Source organism: Streptomyces sp. NPDC048417, from assembly GCF_040651615.1.
GTDB lineage: Bacteria > Actinomycetota > Actinomycetes > Streptomycetales > Streptomycetaceae > Streptomyces.
The window spans coordinates 147211-166648 of record NZ_JBEZKI010000025.1; the positions used below are offsets into that span (position 1 = coordinate 147211).

The following is a 19438-nucleotide window of genomic DNA, read 5'->3' on the forward strand; positions in this document are numbered from 1 at the left end:
TCGGATCTCGCCCGTAACTGGCGATGTGTAGTCCCGCCCCATGGAATCCGGTGTCGAGCTCGTGAAGCGCGCCCACGTCGACCTGCTCAGGGTCGCCGCGTCGCTGTGTAACTGACCCCGCGCGCCGTCTTCCCCCCTCCCCGAGGACTCCTGGCTCACCACCGCCGCGATCATTCCCCAGACCAGCCGGCTGAAGTTCCTGGTCGCCTTCCGCCCGGGCGTGATCGCACCCCCGCTCGCCGCCCAGATGACCGCCACCTACCAACGGCTGTCCGGCGGCCGGCTGCGCCTCAACGTCGTCACCGGCTCCGACGCCTCCCGTTTGTCCGGCGCCACGGTCGTCAGCGGCGGAGCCGCGTACCGCGCCGCCTCCACATCGTCGAACCCCACGACAGCGACGTCCCCCGGCACGCTCAGCCCCCGCTCCCGCAGGACGGCCAACGCTCCCTCCGCCATCGCGTCGGCGAAACAGAACACCGCGTCCGGCGGCTCGGCCAGATCGAGCAGCGTCCGCATCGCGGCGGCCCCGTCGGCCCTCCCGTACGCGGCCACGGCGGGCGCGAGCGTTTCGTCGTACCGCAGGCCCGCCGCCTCCAGAGCCTCCCGGTACCCCGCGAGCCGCGTCGCGGAAGTCGCCGCATACGGCACGGTCTGGCGTCCGATCACCGCGACCCGCCGGCGTCCCAGCGACAGCAACCGCGCTGTCGCCTCCCGGGCCGCGCAGGTGTTGTCGATGGTGATGTGCGGGCACGGCATCTCATGCACCCGCTCCCCGAGCAGCACCAACGGCAGCTCGGTCCCCGCCGCCCGCGCGGCCTCGCCGTCCAGTGCGAGGGGGCTGAGGATCACCCCGTCGACCAGGGGATCCGTACGGCCCAGGGCGATCTCCAGCTCGGCCTCCGCCCGGCCTCCGGTCGCCTCCACGAGGAGCGTGCAGCCGTGGCCGGCCGCCTCCCGCAGCAGATGTCCGGCGAGTTCGGCGAAGTACGGCATGGAGAGTTCGGGCACGGCGAGCAGGAGGACCCCGCTGCGGCCGGTGCGCAGCCGGCGCGCGGCCGTGTTGGGGCGGTAGCCCAGCTCCTCCACCGCGCGCAGTACCCGGGCGCGGGTGGCCTCCGAGAAACGCCCGGTGTCCCGGACCACGTTGGACACGGTCCGCATGGACACCCCGGCCCGCTCGGCCACCTCCTCGAGCCCGATCTCCGCACGCATCGGCCCACTTCAGGGGGAGAAACCCGGCCGCGGCCGAGGCCGACATGGAGCGTTCACACGCGGCGGGCGCAGCCCACCGGCCGTTCGCCGCCGAGCTGGACGTACAGGTCCGTCGATGCCGGGCACCGGTCCCGCGAGGTCACCGCCCGCACCACCGTGTACTGCGGTTTCCGCTTCCCCGAGCCGTCGCAGGCGGTCTCCCGGACCTGGCCGTGGCCCGAGCCGTAGACGCAGTCACCGACGATCGTGCGCGGTCCGCCGCCCCCACCGGGGTCGCCGGGGTGCGGCGGCTCCAGGTTGCGCATGCAGGCGTAGCCCTGCGGGATCGTTCCGTCACCGTCCACGTCGCCGTTCGTGCGCTGGGCGCTGATGTGCAGCACGAAGTCGGTGGTGGCCGGGCACGCGGGTCCGGCGGCGATCGTGCCGTCGTACCGGGCGACGACGCGGGCCGCCGCCCGTTCGCTGGTGCAGGGCACCTCGGTGAAACTGGCGGTCCCGAACGAGCTGCACTCGGCGACCGCGAGGAACCGCGCGCCGTACCCGGACATCGTCGGACTCGCCGTCGACCGCGCGCTGCCCGCCGGCTCCCCGGACGAGGACGGCAGGCACCCGGCCGACGACAGGGCGACGGCGAGCGTCACCAGCACCCCCGCGAAACGTCTGCTCCACATACCCACCCCCCTGCCAGCGTGGCCCGCGAGCACGGCCCATGCCAGCTGTGCGGGATGCTTTCCGCCCGTTGGGGGTGTTACGCCCGATCTGTTACGTACGTCTAGTACGTCAGCCCATGGCCGATCGGGTACAGCACCTGCGCCGGATCGTCCGCCCGCTGCACCGGCACCGGCAGTCTGCCGCGCGGCGCGACCTGCCCGGCGATCACCCGGGCCGCGGCCCGCAGTTCGACGTCCGTCCAGGAGTAGGACGCCAGGCAGGCCCGCACGGTGGGCAGTTGGGCGATGTCGTACGGGTTGCGCACGGCCACCGCCACCACCGGCCGGCCGGTCGCGACCAACTGCTCCACCAGCCGCTGCTGTCCGCTGCCCGCCGTCACGTTGTACGTCCCGACGACCACCGCGTCCACCCCCTGCGCCGCCACGACCGCCTCGTCGATCGTCGCCGCGGAGGGTGCCGTACCGGTGGCCAACACGGCCGTGGTGTGGCCGAGTTCGGCGAGGGCGGTGGCGAGTACGCCGGTGGGCGGGCCCGTCGTACCGGACGGGGAGGCCGGGTCGGCGCCCACCACCAGCACCCTGCCGTGCGTGCGGCGGGACAGCGGGAGCAGGCCGCCCTCGTTGACCAGCAGGGTGGTGGTGCGCTCGGCGATCCGGTCGGCGACGGCGAGGTGCCGGGCCGTGCCGACCACCCGGCCGACGTCCTTGGCGTTGACGTACGGCCGGTCGAGCAGCCCCAGCCGGGACTTCAGCCGCAGGATGCGCAGGATCGACTCGTCCAGCCGCGCCTCGGTCAGCTCCCCGTCCTGTACGGCCTTCAGGACGGCGTTCCAGGCCACGTCCAGGGTGGGCGGGTTGAGGAGCTGGTCGACCCCGGCCTTCAGGGCGAGCACGGGCACGCGGTCGTCGCCGTACTTGGTGCGCACCCCCTCCATGCCCAGCGAGTCGGTCACCACGACCCCGTCGTAGCCGAGTTCGCCGCGCAGGATGCCGGTGAGGACCGGGTGGGAGAGGGTCGCCGGGTCGCCGGAGTCGTCCAGCGCCGGGAACTGGATGTGCGCGGTCATGATCGAGTCGATGCCCGCCTCGACCGCCGCCCGGAACGGGACCGCGTCCAGCTTCTCCCACAGCTCCCGGCTGTGCGTGATGACCGGGAAGCCGGTGTGGCTGTCGACGGCGGTGTCGCCGTGCCCCGGGAAGTGCTTGGCGGTGGCCGCGACCCCGGCGTCCTGGTACCCCTGTGCCTCGGCGGCGACCAGCGCGCCGACCGCGTCCGGGTCGGCGCCGAAGGACCGTACGCCGATGATGGGGTTGGCCGGGTTCACGTTGACGTCGGCGTCGGGGGAGTAGTCCTGCCGGATTCCCATCGCCCGCAGCTCGGCGCCGGAGATCCGGCCGAGGGTACGGGCGTCGGCGCGGGAGCCGCCCGCCCCCATGGCCATCGCGCCCGGGAAGAGGGCGGCGGGCTCGCCGATCCGGCAGACGGCGCCGTGCTCCTGGTCGGTGGCGATGAGCACGGGGAGGCCGCGCGGCTGGCCCAGGGAGGCCTTCTGGATCCCGTTCGACAGTTCGGCGATCTGCCGCGGGTCCCGGGTGTTGTGCGCCCAGGTGAAGTAGATGATCCCGCCGACGCGGTACCTGGCGATCAGCTCGGCGGCCGTACGGACGCCGATCTCCTTGAGGTTGGCGTCGATGTCGGCCTGGTCGGGGGCGGTGGCGGAGTGGCCGTAGACCCGCATCACGAACAGCTGGCCGACCTTCTCCTCAAGGGTCATACGGGAGACGAGCAAGCGGAGCTTCTTGTCGGCGGTGTTCCCGCCGTCGGCGTGCTTGCCGTCGGAGCCGAAGGCGTACGCGCTGTTGCCGACGGTCAGTCCCGCGGTGACGCCCGCGGTCGCGGCGAGGACGGTGCGTCTGGAGGGCACGTGCGCTCCTTCCGGTGGAGAACCGGCTGAAGGAAACTTCCGTAGGCACACCAATATTCGGGAAGTTTCTTTCCGTCAAGGGAATGCACAGTAACCAGAAAGGGGCCGCCATCGGCGCATTGGAGGGGGCACGTCGATGGCGGCGGGCCGGCGGCCGTGGTGCGGCGGAGAGGGTGGGTCGACGATCGCAGCCAGCAGCGAGGGCCGACACCGCACCACGGAGACTCTTCCGACAGCCTGCGCATTGGACGGACGTGGGAGGGGGCGGGTTCCCGGGCGGGCGGGAATTTCCGGAAGTCGGGAGGGGGAGGACTGACGGGACGAATGTGACGAGCCGGCAGGAGCGCCCCGTCAGGGGCACGGGGCCGTGTCGATGTGCGGCTCCGCCGCCGCGTGGGCGCGATCGACTCCCACCGGCCCGCAGGTCGCCACCCCCTGTTCCATCCCTCGGAAGCACCCCCACCCGAAACCCCCGGCAGGCGATCATGACCGCATGCCCCTCGTCGCGATCCCCGGTTCCAAGTCCGTCACCGCCCGCGCCCTCTTCCTCGCGGCCGCCGCCGACGGAGTCACCACCCTCGTCCGCCCCCTGCGCTCCGACGACACCGAGGGCTTCGCCGAGGGCCTCATCCGGCTCGGCTACCGCGTCGGCCGTACCCCGGACACCTGGCAGGTGGACGGCCGCCCGCAGGGCCCCGCGCTGCCCGAGGCCGAGGTCCACTGCCGGGACGGCGCCACCACCGCCCGCTTCCTGCCCACCCTCGCCGCGGCCGGCCGCGGCAGCTACCGCTTCGACGCCTCCCCGCAGATGCGCCGCCGCCCCCTCGCCCCGCTCACCCGCGCCCTGCGCGACCTCGGTGTCGACCTGCGGCACGAGGAGGCGGAGGGCCACCACCCGCTGCGCATCGAGGCGGCCGGGGTGGAGGGCGGTGAGGTCACCCTCGACGCCGGGCAGTCCTCGCAGTACCTGACCGCCCTGCTCCTGCTCGGCCCGCTCACCCGCACGGGGCTGCGGATCCGGGTCACGGACCTGGTCTCCGCGCCGTACGTGGAGATCACGCTCGCGATGATGCGGTCCTTCGGGGTGGCGGTGGCGCGGGAGGGGGACACCTTCGTGGTGCCGCCCGGCGGCTACCGGGCCACCACCTACGCCGTCGAGCCCGACGCCTCCACCGCCAGTTACTTCTTCGCCGCGGCGGCCGTCACGGGCCGCGAGGTGACGGTCCCGGGGCTCGGGCGGGGGGCGCTCCAGGGCGACCTGGGTTTCGTCGACGTACTGCGCCGGATGGGCGCGGACGTGGAGATCGGCGCCGACCGGACGACCGTCCGCGGGACGGGCCGGCTCCGCGGTCTCACCGTGAACATGCGGGACATCTCCGACACCATGCCGACCCTCGCGGCGATCGCCCCGTTCGCGGACGGCCCGGTCCGGATCGAGGACGTGGCCAACACCCGGGTGAAGGAGTGCGACCGGCTGGACGCCTGCGCGGAGAACCTGCGCCGGCTGGGGATCGGGGTCGGCACCGGCGAGGACTGGATCGAGATCAGGCCCGGCACCCCCGCCCCGGCCGGGATCAAGACCTTCGGCGACCACCGCGTCGTCATGTCCTTCGCGGTGACCGGCCTGCGCACACCGGGGATCTCCTTCGACGACCCGGGGTGTGTGAAGAAGACGTTCCCGGGCTTCCACGAGGCCTTCGGGGAGCTGGCCGCCGGGTGGGGAATCCCGTACGACGGCGCGTGACCTCGGCGCCGTGACCCGGGCGCCGTGACCTGGGCGCGGGCGAGGGGTCTCGACGCGGGGTCTACCTCGCGCGGGGGCCGGTCGTCGCGCTCACGCCGACTCGTTGAGCAGGCGTGCCAGGTGGTCCCGGCCCGCCGTCAGCAGGCCGGGCAGCGGGGCCGCCGCCTCGTACCAGCGCTTCTCGTACTCCCAGCACAGCCAGCCGTCCCAGCCGTGCCGGGAGAGCACCTCGATGCACTCGGACAGGGGCAGGACCCCGGCGCCGAGCGGCAGCGGGGTGGTGTCCTCGGCCGAGGCGATGTCCTTGACCTGGACGTAGCCGAGGTACGGGGCGAGGGCCGCGTAGGTCTCGGCGGGCTGCTCGCCGCCCAGCCAGGTGTGCATGACGTCCCAGAGGGATCCGACCATGCGGTGGCCGACCGGGCCGAGGACGCGGATCGCGGCGGCGCCGGTGCGGTGCGAGTCGTGCGTCTCCAGCAGGACCCGGACACCGAGCGCGGAGGCGTCCTCGGCGACCGTGCCGAGCCGCCGGGCGGCGATCGCGTCGGACTCGGCGGCGGGCAGCGCCGGGTCGGCGCCGGGGAAGACACGGACGAAGGAGGCGCCCAAGTCGTGCGCCAGTTGCAGGAGTTGGCGCATCTCGTCGAGGACCGGGGCGTCCTCGCCGGGGTCCGCGACACGCGCGTACCCGGCGACGCCCAGGACCTCCACCCCGGCCGCCTTGAACTCGGCGGCCACATCCGCCCGCGCGGCCGGGCCGAGGCCGGGATGCACGGGCTCTTCCGGGTGGGCGCGCAGTTCGACGCCGTGGTAGCCGTGGGCGGTGGCGAGTGCCAGCACGTCCGACACCGGCAGACCGGGAACCCCGAGGGTGGAGAAGGCATACCTCATGTCCACCAACCTACTTCTCACTCACCGATTCCGTGCAGGTCCAGCCGCCAGTCCTGCCCGACCAGATCCTTGCCGAAGGAGCGGTGCGGTTTCTCGGCGGCGAGGACGAAGCCGTGCCGCTGGTAGATGCGGCGGGCGGCGGACAGGACGTCGTTGGTCCACAGCACCAGGTCCCGGTAGCCGACTCCGCGCGCGAAGTCGATCACGGCGGTGACCAGCCGGTCCCCGATGCCGAGCCCCCGGGCCTCCGGCTCGACGAGCAGCAGCCGCAGCCGTGCGGTGCCCGGGGCGTCGTCCCGTACGCACATCACGCACCCCATGGACCGCCCCGCCCGCTCGGCGATCCAGACCCGCTCCAGATGCGGGTCGTGGTCCGCGGCGTAGTCGGAGACGATCCGGGCCACCAGGCCTTCGTAGTCGGTGTTCCAGCCGTACTCGGCGGCATACAGGGCCGCGTTGCGCTGCACGATCCAGCCCAGGTCGCCCGGGTGCGGCTCGCGCAGTACGACCTCGCCGGCGCCGTCGGGGGTGTGCGCGTCGCCGAGGATCGTACGGATGGTGCGCATCGCCTCGGCGAGCCGTGGCCGCTCGCCGGGGTCGACGGCGCCCAGCAGCGAGCCGACCGTTTCCCGGGCCCGCTCGTCGAGCAGCCCGGCGGCGGACCGGCCGTCCGCGGTGAGCGACACGCGTCGGCGCCGCGGGTCTTTCTGCGAAGGTGCGCGCTCGATCAGCCCGGCCTCCTCGAACTTGTTGAGGATCCGGCTCAAGTACCCGGCGTCCAGCGCGAGATCGGCCCGCAGGTCGGCCGCGTCGGTGTCGGCGGAGTGCGCGAGCTCGTACAACACCCGGGCCTCGGTGAGGGTATAGGGGGCGTACAGGTGGCGGCCGTAGTCGAGGGCGCCGATGACGTTGGTGTAGAAGCGGTTGAAGGCACGGATGTCCTGGACGGTCATGGCTGGCCTCCGATGGTTGACTGAGTCAGAGATACCGCGCCTCCGAGGCTATCCCGTCGCCCCGCCCGGCCGGAAGGTGTCGGTCCGAACGGCGGTGCCGCAGGCTTTACTTGTCCTTTGGGCTGGGTTCGGTCCTGCTTTTGACTTCGTCGCGCCCGCGCCGTAGGTTTATACACGAACGTCACTAATGTCCGTTTCAACCTGGGACGTGACGTGGTCCGCCGGAGAGCCCGTGCGGTGCGGAGAACCGGCATCAAGGGCGGCGGACGCGCTCAGAGCTGCGCGCAGGCTCTGGAGTGCACGCAGGGCGGCTATGAAGCGGCCGCCGTAACACACCACACCCTCGGAGAGGGGTAATCATGCGCGCGCACACCACACGTATGAAGAGGGTCGCCATCGCTGCGATCTCGGCACCCATCCTGGCGCTCGCCGCCGGAGCCGGAGTCGCCAGCGCGGCCACCCACGCGGCACCTGACCACGTTGTCGCCTACCAGGACAACGGCGGTGGCGGAGGCCACGGCGGCGGTGGCGGAGGCCACGGCGGCGGTGGCGGCCACGGCGGCGGTGGCGGAGGCCACGGCGGCGGAGGCTGGGGCGGCGGCGGCCACGGCGGCGGCGGCTGGGGCGGCGGCGGCTGGGGCGGTGGCCACGGCGGCTGGGGCGGCTGGGGCGACGGCGACGGCTGGGGCGGCGGTGGCTGGGGTGGCGGTGGCTGGGACTGATTCGAGTCGCAGTGATTGACGCTCCCTGACAACAAAGGAATGGGTCCGGGTGTCCGGTCTTCGGACACCCGGACCCATGCGGCAAAACCCCCCGCCGGGCCCCCGGGCCCGGCGGCCGTGGAGGCGGTGACGGGATGAGGATCGTCTGTGTGGGCGGAGGCCCGGCCGGGCTGTACTTCTCGATCTCGGCGAAGCTGCGGGACGCCGGGCACGAGATCATCGTTCTGGAGGCGGACCCGCCCGAGGCCACCTACGGCTGGGGTGTCGTCTACTGGAGCGACCTGCTGGACATCCTGCACCGCAACGACCCCGAGAGCGCACGGGCGGTGAGCGCGGGCTCCGTGCTCTGGCAGCAGCAGGACATCCGCGTGCACGGCAACCGGTACGACGACACCGCGCACTTCGGCGGCTACGGCTACAGCATGGGCCGCGCGGCCCTCCTCGACGTCCTGGCCCGGCGCGCACGCTCCCTCGGCGTGGAGGTACGGCACGAGCGCCTCGCCGACCCCGCCGACCTGCCCGACGCCGACCTGATCCTGGCCGTCGACGGGGCGGGCAGCCGGATCCGGCAGAGCCGTGCCGAGCACTTCGGCCCGCGCATGGAGACCGGCCGAAATCCCTTCATCTGGCTCGGTACCGACCGGCAGTTCGACAGTTTCGTGTTCGCCTTCGAGGAGACCGAGGCGGGCTGGATCTGGTTCCACGCCTATCCGTCGTTCAAGGGGATCAGCACCTGCATCGTGGAGTGCTCCCCCGAGACCTGGCAGGGCCTCGGCCTCGACACGCTCGACGAGGACGACGCCGTTCCCCTGCTGGAGAAGATCTTCCACCGCGCCCTGGACGGCCACTCCCTGATCAGCAGGTCCCGCGGTGCGCCGGCGAAGTGGCAGCGGTTCACGCACATCACCAACGAGACCTGGGTCGACGGCAGCGACGGCCGGCCCGTCGTGCTGGCCGGCGACTCCGCGCACACCACCCACTTCACGCTGGGCTCCGGCACCCGGCTCGCCATGATCGACGCGATCGTGCTGGCCTACGCCCTGAAGGAGTTCCCCGATCCGCGGGTGGCGCTGCGCGAGTACGACACGCACCGCCGCGCGGAGTTGCACGCCGTGCAGGCGGCGGCGCGCACCAGCATGGCCTGGTTCGAGCAGCTCGACGACTACCTGGACCGCGACCCGGTCGACTTCGCCTACGCGATGGCGGTCCGGCAGGGCCGGCAGTCCCCCTGGCACTACCAGACCCACCTCGCCATGCAGCTGAAACCGGTACGCCAGGCCCGACGGGCCTACGACACGGGCAGGCGCTGGTACCAGGACCGCAAGAGGGGCGAGGCGCCGCTGCCACTGCTGGGGCGGTCCCTGCGGGGCGACCGCTGAGACCGGCGCGGGGGCCGGCCGCCGACCACACGCCGGCCCCCGCGCGAGCCCCCTGAGGAATCGTTCCTGCTGGGTGAGCGCCTCGCGATCCGCCTGCTCGGGCCCATGGCCACCCGCCGCAGGGCCACCACCCCGTCAGGCTCGCGGCCCACCTGCTCAGGCGCGCAATCCGCCTGTCCAGGCTCGCAATCCACCCGCCCGGGCCCACGGCCACCCGCCCTCAGGGTCGTCTTCACCCGCCGCCTCAGGCCGACGGCCCGGCTGTCTCGGGACCATGCCCGGCTCAGCCCCGCGGCACCCCCGAAGACCCCCGCACCATCAGCTCCCCCCGGACCGTCGCGATGCCCCCCGGCGGGGGTTCCTCACGGCCCATGGCGATGCGGCCGGCGCGGGCGCCCGCCTCGGCCAGCGGCAGCCGTACCGTCGTCAGCGACGGCACCGCGTCGATGCTGAACGGCAGGTCGTCGAAGCCGGCCACCGACACGTCCGCCGGGATCCGCAGCCCCGACTCCCGCAGCGCCGCGCACGCGCCCAGCGCCACCGAGTCGTTCGCGGCCACCACCGCCGTCAGCGACGGGTCGCGGCGCAGCAGTTCGAGCGTCGCCTCGTACCCCGCCCGCCGGTCGTAGCGCCCGTGCACGGTCCAGCGCGGGTCCTCCTCGATGCCCGCGTCGGCCAGCGCGGCCCGGTGGCCCTCCAGACGGTGCCGGGTGGTCGTCCGCTCCTCCGGGCCCGCGATGTAGCCCAACCGCCGGTGGCCGAGCCCGATGAGGTGCTCGGTCAGCTGCCGGCCGCCGCCGCGGTTGTCGAAGGTCAGGGCCACCGCGTCGGTCTCCGGCGCCGGCGGCCGCCCGCACAGCACCACCCGGGTCCCCGCGTCGGCCAGCTTGCGCAGTTTCGACGCCACCGCCGCCGCGTGCGGCGCGTTCTCCATCGCGCCGCCGGTCAGGATCACCGCCGCCGCCCGCTGCCGTTGCAGCAGGGTCAGATAGGTCAGTTCCCGCTCCGGTGACCCACCGGTGTTGCAGACCACCGCCAGCCGCTCGCCGCCGGCGCGCCCGCCCGGGCCGCCGATCTCCGCCTGGATCGCGCTCGCCATGATCCCGAAGAACGGGTCGGCGATGTCGTTGACGAGGATGCCGACCAGGTCGGAGGTGGCCGCCGCGAGCGCGCTCGCCGGCCCGTTGAGGACGTAGTCCAGCTCGTCCACCGCCCGCAGCACCCGCTCCCGCGTGGACGCCGCCACGGGGTAGTTGCCGTTCAGTACGCGCGACACCGTCGCGGGCGAGACCTGGGCGCGGGCCGCCACGTCCGCCAGGGTCACCGTCATCTCGTCGTCCTCCGGTCGCGCGTCTCTTGGTACGCCGTCGTACACAGCCTGATCAAAGGAAGCCCCCTTGCCGTGCAGACCATAAGGCCATTCACTCCAGTTGTTCGCCCCCTCGAACAACTCGACCCCATCACGGTCTTGTACAGACCAGTGGTCAAAGGCTAGCTTCAGACCGTATAGAAAGCGCTTGCTGCGTTCTTGAGACGCATGTGGACGAAGGGAATCACGTGACACGCAAGACGGTGCGTATCGCCATGAACGGCGTGACCGGGCGCATGGGCTACCGCCAGCACCTCGTCCGCTCGATCCTCGCGCTGCGCGAGCAGGGCGGTCTCGACCTCGGCGACGGCACCGTGCTGTGGCCGGAACCGATCCTCGTCGGGCGCCGGGAGTACGCGCTCCGCGACATCGCCGACCGGCACGGCCTGTCCGAAGAGCACATCTCCACCGACCTGGAGTCCGTGCTCGCCGACCCGACCGTGGACCTCTACTTCGACTCCCAGGTCACCTCCGCCCGCGAGGAGGCCCTCCGGCAGGCCATCGCCGCCGGAAAGCACATCTACACCGAGAAGCCGACGGCGACCGGCCTGGAGGGCGCCCTGGAGCTGGCCCGGCTGGCGGACGCGAAGGGCATCAAGCACGGCGTCGTCCAGGACAAGATCTTCCTGCCCGGCCTGCTGAAGCTGAAGCGGCTCATCGACGGCGGCTTCTTCGGCCGGATCCTGTCGGTCCGCGGCGAGTTCGGCTACTGGGTCTTCGAGGGCGACTGGCAGTCCGCGCAGCGCCCGTCCTGGAACTACCGCGCGGAGGACGGCGGCGGCATCGTCGTCGACATGTTCCCGCACTGGGAGTACGTGCTGCACGAGCTGTTCGGCCGGGTGAAGTCCGTGCAGGCCCTCACCGCCACCCACATCCCGCAGCGCTGGGACGAGAACGGCAAGCCCTACGACGCCACCGCCGACGACGCCGCCTACGGCATCTTCGAACTCGACGGCGGCGCCATCGCCCAGATCAACTCCTCCTGGGCGGTCCGCGTCAACCGCGACGAACTGGTCGAGTTCCAGGTCGACGGCACCGAGGGCTCGGCGGTCGCCGGGCTGCGCAACTGCCGCGCCCAGCACCGCAGCGCGACCCCCAAGCCGGTATGGAACCCGGACATCCCGGCCACCGAGGTCTTCCGCGACCAGTGGCAGGAGGTCCCGGACAACGGCGAGTTCGACAACGGCTTCAAGGCCCAGTGGGAGCTCTTCCTCAAGCACGTCTACGCCGACGCCCCCTACCACTGGGACCTGCTGGCCGGCGCCCGCGGCGTGCAGCTCGCCGAGCTGGGCCTCAAGTCCTCGGCGGAGGGCCGCCGTATCGACGTACCGGAGATCTCCCTGTGACCATCCAGCTCCCGGGCTCCGACGGGGCGCTGCGGACCTACGAGCCGCGCACCGAGCCGCTCGCCGTCACCCCCGGCACCCCCTTCACCTCCCGTACGGTCTTCTCGGCGGCCCACGTCGTCGCCGACCCGTTCGCCGACGTCTCCCCGGACTCGCCCGCCGCCGTCGACTGGGACGCCACCCTCGCCTTCCGCCGCCACCTGTGGTCGCACGGCCTGGGCGTCGCCGAGGCGATGGACACCGCCCAGCGCGGCATGGGCCTGGACTGGGCGGGCGCGGCCGAGCTGATCCGCCGCAGCGCCGCCGAGGCGAAGGCGGTCGGCGGCCGGATCGCCTGCGGGGTCGGTACCGACCAGATCACCGGCGGCACGCTCGCCGAGATCCGGGCCGCGTACGAGGAGCAGCTGGCGCTCGTCGAGGAGTCGGGCGCCCAGGCGATCCTGATGGCCTCCCGGGCGCTGGCCGCGACCGCCGCCGGCCCCGAGGACTACCTGGAGGTCTACGGCCACCTCCTGCGCCAGGCCGCCGAGCCGGTGGTCCTGCACTGGCTCGGCCCGATGTTCGACCCGGCCCTGGCGGGCTACTGGGGGTCGGCCGACCTGGACGCGGCGACCGAGGTGTTTCTGGAGGTCATCGCCGCCCACCCCGACAAGGTCGACGGCATCAAGGTCTCCCTGCTGGACGCGCAGCGGGAGGTCGACCTCAGGCGGCGGCTGCCGCAGGGCGTCCGCTGCTACACCGGCGACGACTTCAACTACCCGGAGCTGATCGCCGGCGACGAGCAGGGTTTCAGCCACGCCCTGCTCGGTGTCTTCGACCCGCTGGGACCGCTGGCGGCGCAGGCGGTACGGATCCTGGACACGGGCGACACGGCGGGCTTCCGCGCGCTGCTCGACCCGACCGTGGAACTCTCCCGCCACCTCTTCCAGACCCCCACCCGCTTCTACAAGACGGGCGTGGTGTTCCTGGCCTGGCTCGCCGGCCACCAGACACACTTCACCATGGTCGGCGGCCTGCAGTCGGCCCGTTCCCTGCCGCACTTCGCCCGCGCCTACGAACTCGCCGACGGTCTGGGCCTGTTCCCCGACCCGAAGCTGGCCGAGGACCGGATGAAGACCCTCCTCGCCCTGTACGGAGTGACCCGGTGACCGGCGACCTGTCCCGCTTCTCGATCAACCAGATGACGGTGAAGCAACTGTCGCTGCCCGAACTGGCCGACGCCTGCCTGGAACTGGGCGTGCCCGCTGTCGGTCTGTGGCGGGAGCCGGTGCGGGCCTACGGCGTGGAGGCGGCCGCCAAGCTGGTCCGCGAGGCGGGCCTGACGGTCACCACCCTGTGCCGGGGCGGCTTCCTCACGGCGATCGACCCCGAGGCGCGGGCGGCGGCCCTCGCCGACAACCGGCGGGCGGTCGAGGAGGCGGCGGCCCTCGGCACGGACACCCTGGTCCTGGTCTCCGGCGGCCTGCCGGCGGGCTCCCGGGACCTGCACGGGGCACGGGAGCGGATCGCGGACGCGCTGGGGGAGCTGGGCCCGTACGCGGAGCGGCACGGGGTCCGGCTGGCGATCGAGGCGCTGCACCCGATGTACGCCTCCGACCGCTGCGTGGTCTCCACCCTCACCCAGGCCCTGGACCTCGCCGAACGCTTCCCCGCCCACCAGGTCGGCGTCACCGTGGACACGTACCACATCTGGTGGGACGACCAGGCGCCCGCGCAGATCGCCCGGGCCGGCGCGGGCGGCCGTATCCACACCTTCCAACTCGCCGACTGGACCACCCCGTTGCCCGAGGGCGTGCTCAACGGCCGCGGCCAGATCGGCGACGGCGCGATCGACATGCGGGAGTGGAAGGGGTACGTGGAGGCGGCCGGCTACACCGGTGCCATCGAGGTCGAGCTGTTCAACGACGGGTTGTGGGCCAGGGACGGCCGCGAGGTGCTCGCGGAGACGGCGAACCGGTTCGTGGAGCAGGTGATCCGATAGCCGCGACCGCTCGAGGAGACCTGTGTGGAGCCTTCTTCACACAGGTCTTTTTTATATTCCCTGCTCAGTGCGAACGGTCGCCTGTATTTGCTGTGGTTCACCTGTCAGTTCGAGTTTTTCGCATTCGCTCGGAACCGTGTCCTGCCTGGTCGTGTCTATAGGGTTTGAGTCAGCCGCAAGGGCGAGCAAAGGGCTCGGAATTGCGGTTGGAAAAGGCAATTGAAAACCAAGGAGTTCCCTGTGAACATGCGTATCGCCACCGTTGCCGCGGCCTCCGCCGCACTCGTCGCCGCCGGTGCCACCGCCGCCGTCGCCGCGCCCGCCCCGGCTCCCGCCCTCACCATCAAGGCGAGCGCCACCAGCATCAGGCTGGGCGACGTCGTCACCTTCTCCGGCAAGGCCACCGGCCTCAAGGCGGGCAGCAAGGTGACCCTCCAGGTCAAGGACGGCCGGAAGTGGGTCTCGCTGCCCGCGACCACGAAGGTGAACAAGGGCGCCTACAAGGTGGGCGACAAGTTCGAGAAGAAGGGCGTCGAGGTCCTGCGCGTCAAGGACGGCGGCACGGTCTCAAAGAACGTGTCCGTCACGGTCCGCTGAATTCACCCACGGCGCACCGGCCACGCCGGTGACACCCGAGTCGGTTTCCCCTGACCGACGACCCTGAGATCCTGCCCCACCCCGTCCGATCCGGGGTGGGGCAGGTGTCGTTGGGGCGCGTCCGCCGAATCCTATGGATTCTATGGACCACCTGTCTTCGCGGCTTCCTTGGATTGTCCTTGATTGACGCGCTCACGGCAGCCAGGGGCGCCGCCCGCGGCCCGGGCCGTCGCCGCCGACGGTCCGGGGAAGAAAATCTTGGAACGGCGTACAACCCTTCCCCCACCCTGCCGGTCTTCTTGCTGTCAGGACTTTCGGAGGGGGATCCGGGGGGATCGCGGGGGTTCTGATGCGGAGGGGGTAAGCCGAGGGGGTTCGATCGACGGATCGGGCCCCCTCGAAGCATGCCCGGCCTCTCCAGGGGCGTCCGGCCGGTTCCTGTGTTGTCTGTGAGTGCCGCGTGCCCCAGGCTGCTGCTGAGCGGGACAACTGTTCGACTCGGGGGGCGGCTCTCGTGCTGCGTATTCACTTCACGCCTCAGGACCTGGCCCGCGTCCGGGTGGCGAGTGCCCCCGACCCGCTCTGGGAGATCACCTGCAGCCTGCACCGGTTACAGACCTCGCAGGGCCGCTGGGCGTACGCCGACTGGTACCGGGAGACCCGCGTCACCCTGGTGGGGACCCAGCTCGGCGCGGCCGTCCGGCGGCTGCTGGTCCCGGTGCTGCCCCGGGCCCGTTACCTGCCCGACTTCCTCACCCCGCACGCTTCCGCCGACGGCCTGGACCGCGGGCTCGCGGCGATCGTCGACACCCCGCCCGACCGGGTCGCCCTCGAGATACGGACCCTGGACCGGATCACCGGCGCCCCCGACTGGGCGCCCCGGCTGCGGGAACGCGAGGCCCGCGCGGACCTCACCGGACTGCTGCGCGCCTACCACGAAGCGGTCATCGCGCCCCACGAGAGCCGCATTCACGCCACGATCGCCGCGGAGCGCGCCCTGCGCGGCCGGGACGCCCTCGCGACCGGGCTCGACGGACTGCTCGCCGGGCTGTCACCCGCCGTCCGCTGGCAGCCGCCGGTCCTCCACGTCGACTACGTCGAGGACCGGGACCTGCGCCTCGACGGCCGCGGACTGCGCCTGATCCCCTCCTACTTCTGCTGGCAGTCACCGATCTCGATGGCCGACGACACCCTTCAGCCGGTGCTGGTCTACCCCGTGCACGGCCTCCGTGCGCCCGCCCCCGAACGCCCGCCCGAGGTCTCGCTCGCCGCGCTGCTCGGCCGTACCCGCGCGGCCGCGCTGCGGTCCCTCGCACTGGGGGCGACCACCTCCGAACTGGCCGGGGTCCTGGGCGTGTCGGTGCCCACCGCCTCCCACCACACCACCGTGCTGCGCGACGCCGGCCTGGTCTTCAGCCACCGCCACCACAACACGGTGCTGCACACCCTCACGCCACTCGGCGCCGCGCTGCTCAGACCGACGAGCAACGCCGGGGCGTCAGCCGAGTGAGCCCCGGGCGTCCTGGCGGAGCAGGGCCGCGGCCCGCCGCAGGGCCTGCTGCCGGTGCCGCCAGACCTGCTCCAGGCGGGCCCGGGTCCGTGCGGGCTGCTGTCGCAGGAAGACTTCACGCTGGTCGGCGCCCGTGCGGCGCAGGCCGCTCACGCCGTCGCAGTGCTGATCGGCCGTCGCGGCGGCGCGCTGCTCCCGTGCCAGCTTCGAGGCGCTCGCTCCCCTGACGGCCTCGGCCCGCAGCGACTCGATCAGCGCGGCGGGCGTCTTCGCCGGCCGGCCGGCGTCGGCCATGCAGCGCTGCCAGCGCCCCAGGGCCTTCTGGTAGGCGGGGGCGGTGGCCAGGTACCGCTGGAGGAGCTGATCGACGTCCTGCGGTACGAGGGTGTCCTCCAGGGCGGCCCGCACGGTGCCGTACAACTCGGCCCGCGCCTCGGCCGTGCAGCCGCCCGTGGCGTAGGTCCCGCTCGCCCCGCTGGGCAGGGTCAGCGGCGCCGACTGGTCGGCCGGCCCGTCGAGTGCGGCGGAGTAACGGGTCTGTGCGGTGGCGGACAGGGAGCGGACGTACCGGTCCTGGGCCGTGGGGCCGTTGTTCATGCCGCCCAGCGCCGTGGAGACGCCGTAGCCGGGTGCCGAGCGGGAACCGATGGACTCGGCCGTGGTCGCCCCGGCGGGCGGTCGCGGGCCCGCGCTCGTGACCAGGAAGCGCAGTCCCCGGTCGCGCATGCAGCGCTGGGTGAGGATCTGAGAGGCGCCGAAGAGCTGCCAGCGCTGACGCAGCGCGGTGGCGTCGTTGGTGAGGACGGCGGCGGCGTGACCGGACTCCCGCGCCGCCGGTGCCGCCTCGGCCGAGGCGGCCGTGCCCGGTCCGGTGCACGCGGTCGCGGCCGTGCAGACCAGGGTCACGACGAGGATCAGCAGGGGCAGCAGGCGTGTCGGTGCGTGCCCGGCACGGCGGTGCGGGAGCTCTGTCATGGGTGATCGCCCGTCATCCAGTTGCCTCAGAGGGCCCGGTCAGCAGTTGGAGGTCCAGAAGTTGCTGCTGATCGAGTCGTTGAAGCCGGTCGAGGTGTCGGGCCAGACGAGGTTCGCGAAGTTGCTGTTGGACCAGCCCTTGGGCAGGCAGGCGGACAGCCCGGAGTAGTTGATGTCGCGCCACACCTCGACACCCAGGCCGCTCGTCCCGTGGTTGTACCCCGAGGAGGCGCAGTCGCTCCATGTCCCGGTGGAGCAGGTGGAGTGCGAGTAGGCGCCCCAGTTGGTGTTGGCGCCGGAGAACTTGCCCGGCCCGTCGCCGTAGCCCGAGTTGACCCAGAAACAGAAGTAGGTGCTCGGGCAGTCCCCGATGGCCTGCGGGGAGACCGCGGCGGAGGCGGTCGTCCCGTGTACCGCCTGCGGGGCGGCGGCGGCCGGCTTGGCGGCCGGGGCGGCGGAGTGCCCGTCGGCGGCGGCCGCGCTGCCGGGAAGGGTGAGGCCGATGAAGGCGGCCAGGGCGGTGGCGGCGAGCGCCGCGGCTAAACGGAAGGATCTCATGTGAATTCCCTCTTTCTGGAGCTTTCTGGAACCGTTCGTCCGTGATGAGCGATATTGCCAACCGGGGCACGGGGTGGCCATCACGTTTCACGGGGATGAAAAGTCGCAGGTAGAGAGAGGGAATTCAGCGATCCGTATGCACATCGTTCTCCGGCAGGGACCGCTAGAAGAACACCCCGCACCGCAGCAGCACGTTCGCGTACGGCCGGGCCTCGCCCGTGCGGACCACCAGGTGGGCGCCCCCCGACAGCTCCTTCAGCCGCTCGTGCGGGACCAGGGCCAGGTCGGGGAAGTGCCCGTCCAGCAGCGCGGCCGCGGCCGGATTGGCCCCGCGTATCTCGGTCGCCGCCGTCGCGCCCTCCACGACCAGCTCGGCCAGCAGCCCCTCCAGCACCTCGGCGAAGGACGGCACCCCGGCCCGGAAGGCCAGGTCCACGACCCGCGGCCCCTTCGGGATCGGCATCCCGGCATCGCAGACCAGCACCCGGTGCCCGTGCCCCAACTCGGCGAGCGCACCGGAGAGATGCCGGTTGAGGATCCCCGTCTTCTTCACAGCGCCTCGCCTCGCTCACCGATTCCGGGCACGCTGTCCGACCCCCGGCCGGGGCTCCGGCCCGCGGCGGAGCCGCTGTCGGATACCGCGCCCTGCGGGACAGCACAGCTCAGCGCCTCGACCTCCGCCGCCGTCGGGTACGAGTCCTGCGCGCCCCGCTTCGTCACCGCCGCCGCCCCGACCCGGGCCGCGAACACGGCCGCCGCCACCAGCGACGCGCCCGCTCCGAGCCGTACCGCCAGGGCCGCGGTGAACGCGTCCCCGGCACCCGTGGTGTCCACCGCGTCCACCTTCACGGACGGGACGGACTCGACCCCGTGCGCGTCGGCGACCAGCGCGCCCGCCGCGCCCAGCGTCACCACCACCGACTTCGGGCCCCTGGCGAGCAGGAGCCGCGCCCAGTCGGCCGGTTCCTCGCTCACGCACGCCTCGCCGAGGAGCACCTTCGCCTCGTGCTCGTTCACGATCAACGGGTCGCAGCCCGCGAGGACCTCACCCGGAAGGGGCCGCGGCGGGGACGGGTTGAGCACGAACCGGCTGCCGGGAGCCAGGTTCCGTACCACCTCCACCACCGTCTCCAGCGGGATCTCCAGCTGTGCGGAGACCACCCGGGAGGTGTGCAGGAGGCCGGCCGCGGCCCGTACGTCCGCCGGTGCGAGCCGGCCGTTCGCGCCTGGCGAGACCACGATGCTGTTGTCGCCGGAGGGGTCCACGGTGATCAGCGCGACGCCCGTCGGCGCCCCGCCCGCCAGCACGCCCACCGTGTCCACCCCGGCGGCCCGCTGCGAGTCGAGCAGCAGCCTGCCGTGCGCGTCGTCGCCGACCCGGGCCAGCAGGGCGGTGCGGGCGCCGAGCCGGGCTGCCGCGACCGCCTGGTTGGCGCCCTTGCCGCCGGGGTGCGTGGCGAGGTCGCCGCCGAGCACGGTCTCACCGGCGGCCGGCCGCCGGTCGACCCCGATCACCAGGTCGGCGTTGGCCGATCCCACGACCAGGAGGTCGTAGTCGTACATGAAGGGACTCCCTAAGAGAACGAGTTGAGGCGGCCGGGCTCG

19 protein-coding genes and 1 pseudogene are annotated in these 19438 nt (G+C 72.6%); 10 read left to right on the forward strand and 10 right to left on the reverse strand.

Annotated features, from left to right (window positions below):
- Positions 1 to 40 precede the first annotated feature (40 nt).
- Positions 41 to 115, forward strand: coding sequence for a putative leader peptide (locus tag AB0D59_RS34725; RefSeq protein WP_362574340.1), 75 nt, complete (start codon positions 41 to 43; stop codon positions 113 to 115).
- A 27-nt stretch (positions 116 to 142) separates the two neighbouring features.
- A pseudogene (locus AB0D59_RS34730) lies at positions 143 to 319 on the forward strand (LLM class flavin-dependent oxidoreductase); the annotation flags it as partial.
- Here the strand turns inward: AB0D59_RS34730 and AB0D59_RS34735 are convergent.
- The 3 genes from AB0D59_RS34735 to AB0D59_RS34745 all read right to left on the reverse strand — a co-directional run bounded on the left by AB0D59_RS34735 (position 259) and on the right by AB0D59_RS34745 (position 3808).
- On the reverse strand, positions 259 to 1212 hold the full coding sequence (locus tag AB0D59_RS34735; protein ID WP_362574268.1) for a LacI family DNA-binding transcriptional regulator: 954 nt from the start codon (positions 1210 to 1212) through the stop codon (positions 259 to 261). The pseudogene AB0D59_RS34730 and the gene AB0D59_RS34735 sit on opposite strands and share 61 nt — an antisense overlap.
- A gap of 53 nt (positions 1213 to 1265) precedes the next feature.
- Positions 1266 to 1883 carry a hypothetical protein gene (locus AB0D59_RS34740; protein ID WP_362574270.1) on the reverse strand — a complete coding sequence of 206 codons (618 nt, stop codon included), beginning with the start codon at positions 1881 to 1883 and terminating at the stop codon, positions 1266 to 1268.
- A gap of 101 nt (positions 1884 to 1984) precedes the next feature.
- Positions 1985 to 3808, reverse strand: a complete 1824-nt coding sequence (locus AB0D59_RS34745; RefSeq protein WP_362574272.1) for a glycoside hydrolase family 3 protein — start codon at positions 3806 to 3808, stop codon at positions 1985 to 1987.
- Positions 3809 to 4301: 493 nt separating this feature from the next.
- On the opposite strand from AB0D59_RS34745, the gene aroA reads away from it, so the two are divergent.
- Complete coding sequence (aroA, locus tag AB0D59_RS34750; protein ID WP_362574274.1) at positions 4302 to 5552, forward strand: 3-phosphoshikimate 1-carboxyvinyltransferase; 1251 nt, start codon at positions 4302 to 4304, stop codon at positions 5550 to 5552.
- Between the two features lie 90 nt (positions 5553 to 5642).
- On the opposite strand, the gene AB0D59_RS34755 is transcribed toward aroA, so the two are convergent.
- Together AB0D59_RS34755 and AB0D59_RS34760 are read right to left on the reverse strand one after the other, a co-directional pair.
- Positions 5643 to 6443, reverse strand: a complete 801-nt coding sequence (locus AB0D59_RS34755) for a sugar phosphate isomerase/epimerase family protein (protein ID WP_362574276.1) — start codon at positions 6441 to 6443, stop codon at positions 5643 to 5645.
- Between the two features lie 17 nt (positions 6444 to 6460).
- On the reverse strand, positions 6461 to 7396 hold the full coding sequence (locus tag AB0D59_RS34760; protein ID WP_362574277.1) for a bifunctional helix-turn-helix transcriptional regulator/GNAT family N-acetyltransferase: 936 nt from the start codon (positions 7394 to 7396) through the stop codon (positions 6461 to 6463).
- 380 nt (positions 7397 to 7776) lie between these two features.
- Between AB0D59_RS34760 and AB0D59_RS34765 the strand changes: the two genes are divergently transcribed.
- Together AB0D59_RS34765 and AB0D59_RS34770 are read left to right on the forward strand one after the other, a co-directional pair.
- Positions 7777 to 8118, forward strand: coding sequence for a hypothetical protein (locus AB0D59_RS34765; RefSeq protein ID WP_362574279.1), 342 nt, complete (start codon positions 7777 to 7779; stop codon positions 8116 to 8118).
- A 134-nt stretch (positions 8119 to 8252) separates the two neighbouring features.
- Positions 8253 to 9497, forward strand: a complete 1245-nt coding sequence (locus AB0D59_RS34770) for an FAD-dependent monooxygenase (protein WP_362574281.1) — start codon at positions 8253 to 8255, stop codon at positions 9495 to 9497.
- Between the two features lie 283 nt (positions 9498 to 9780).
- Here the strand turns inward: AB0D59_RS34770 and AB0D59_RS34775 are convergent, their stop codons facing one another.
- Positions 9781 to 10827, reverse strand: coding sequence for a LacI family DNA-binding transcriptional regulator (locus AB0D59_RS34775; protein ID WP_362574282.1), 1047 nt, complete (start codon positions 10825 to 10827; stop codon positions 9781 to 9783).
- 227 nt (positions 10828 to 11054) lie between these two features.
- Between AB0D59_RS34775 and AB0D59_RS34780 the strand changes: the two genes are divergently transcribed.
- From AB0D59_RS34780 to AB0D59_RS34800, 5 genes are all read left to right on the forward strand, one after another.
- Positions 11055 to 12212 (forward strand): Gfo/Idh/MocA family oxidoreductase, encoded by a 1158-nt coding sequence (locus AB0D59_RS34780; protein ID WP_362574284.1) that lies wholly within the window; start codon positions 11055 to 11057, stop codon positions 12210 to 12212.
- Positions 12209 to 13360 carry a dihydrodipicolinate synthase family protein gene (locus tag AB0D59_RS34785; RefSeq protein WP_362574286.1) on the forward strand — a complete coding sequence of 384 codons (1152 nt, stop codon included), beginning with the start codon at positions 12209 to 12211 and terminating at the stop codon, positions 13358 to 13360. Before AB0D59_RS34780 ends, AB0D59_RS34785 begins: the two co-directional genes overlap by 4 nt.
- A gap of 32 nt (positions 13361 to 13392) precedes the next feature.
- Positions 13393 to 14193, forward strand: coding sequence for a sugar phosphate isomerase/epimerase family protein (locus tag AB0D59_RS34790; RefSeq protein ID WP_362574342.1), 801 nt, complete (start codon positions 13393 to 13395; stop codon positions 14191 to 14193).
- Between the two features lie 246 nt (positions 14194 to 14439).
- Positions 14440 to 14790, forward strand: a complete 351-nt coding sequence (locus tag AB0D59_RS34795; protein ID WP_362574344.1) for a hypothetical protein — start codon at positions 14440 to 14442, stop codon at positions 14788 to 14790.
- Positions 14791 to 15304: 514 nt separating this feature from the next.
- Positions 15305 to 16300, forward strand: a complete 996-nt coding sequence (locus tag AB0D59_RS34800; RefSeq protein WP_362574288.1) for a DUF5937 family protein — start codon at positions 15305 to 15307, stop codon at positions 16298 to 16300.
- Here the strand turns inward: AB0D59_RS34800 and AB0D59_RS34805 are convergent.
- From AB0D59_RS34805 to AB0D59_RS34820, 4 genes are all read right to left on the reverse strand, one after another.
- Entirely contained in the window at positions 16289 to 17275 is a 987-nt protein-coding gene (locus tag AB0D59_RS34805; RefSeq protein ID WP_362574290.1) for a hypothetical protein, read from the reverse strand. The two genes, AB0D59_RS34800 and AB0D59_RS34805, sit on opposite strands and share 12 nt — an antisense overlap.
- 39 nt (positions 17276 to 17314) lie before the next feature.
- Positions 17315 to 17833, reverse strand: a complete 519-nt coding sequence (locus AB0D59_RS34810) for a peptidase inhibitor family I36 protein (RefSeq protein WP_362574292.1) — start codon at positions 17831 to 17833, stop codon at positions 17315 to 17317.
- 163 nt (positions 17834 to 17996) lie between these two features.
- Entirely contained in the window at positions 17997 to 18386 is a 390-nt protein-coding gene (gene rbsD, locus AB0D59_RS34815) for a D-ribose pyranase (RefSeq protein ID WP_362574294.1), read from the reverse strand.
- Entirely contained in the window at positions 18383 to 19396 is a 1014-nt protein-coding gene (locus AB0D59_RS34820) for a ribokinase (protein WP_362574296.1), read from the reverse strand. Before AB0D59_RS34820 ends, rbsD begins: the two co-directional genes overlap by 4 nt.
- Between the last annotated feature and the right edge of the window lie 42 nt (positions 19397 to 19438).

Coding starts and splice junctions, on each gene's coding strand:
- AB0D59_RS34735 (WP_362574268.1), bottom strand. CDS start 1,212: ATGCGTGCGGAGATCGGGCTCGAGGAGGTGGCCGAGCGGGCCGGGGTG.
- AB0D59_RS34740 (WP_362574270.1), bottom strand. CDS start 1,883: ATGTGGAGCAGACGTTTCGCGGGGGTGCTGGTGACGCTCGCCGTCGCC.
- aroA (WP_362574274.1), top strand. CDS start 4,302: ATGCCCCTCGTCGCGATCCCCGGTTCCAAGTCCGTCACCGCCCGCGCC.
- AB0D59_RS34755 (WP_362574276.1), bottom strand. CDS start 6,443: ATGAGGTATGCCTTCTCCACCCTCGGGGTTCCCGGTCTGCCGGTGTCG.
- AB0D59_RS34760 (WP_362574277.1), bottom strand. CDS start 7,396: ATGACCGTCCAGGACATCCGTGCCTTCAACCGCTTCTACACCAACGTC.
- AB0D59_RS34765 (WP_362574279.1), top strand. CDS start 7,777: ATGAAGAGGGTCGCCATCGCTGCGATCTCGGCACCCATCCTGGCGCTC.
- AB0D59_RS34770 (WP_362574281.1), top strand. CDS start 8,253: ATGAGGATCGTCTGTGTGGGCGGAGGCCCGGCCGGGCTGTACTTCTCG.
- AB0D59_RS34775 (WP_362574282.1), bottom strand. CDS start 10,827: ATGACGGTGACCCTGGCGGACGTGGCGGCCCGCGCCCAGGTCTCGCCC.
- AB0D59_RS34790 (WP_362574342.1), top strand. CDS start 13,393: ATGACGGTGAAGCAACTGTCGCTGCCCGAACTGGCCGACGCCTGCCTG.
- AB0D59_RS34795 (WP_362574344.1), top strand. CDS start 14,440: ATGCGTATCGCCACCGTTGCCGCGGCCTCCGCCGCACTCGTCGCCGCC.
- AB0D59_RS34805 (WP_362574290.1), bottom strand. CDS start 17,275: ATGACAGAGCTCCCGCACCGCCGTGCCGGGCACGCACCGACACGCCTG.
- AB0D59_RS34810 (WP_362574292.1), bottom strand. CDS start 17,833: ATGAGATCCTTCCGTTTAGCCGCGGCGCTCGCCGCCACCGCCCTGGCC.
- AB0D59_RS34820 (WP_362574296.1), bottom strand. CDS start 19,396: ATGTACGACTACGACCTCCTGGTCGTGGGATCGGCCAACGCCGACCTG.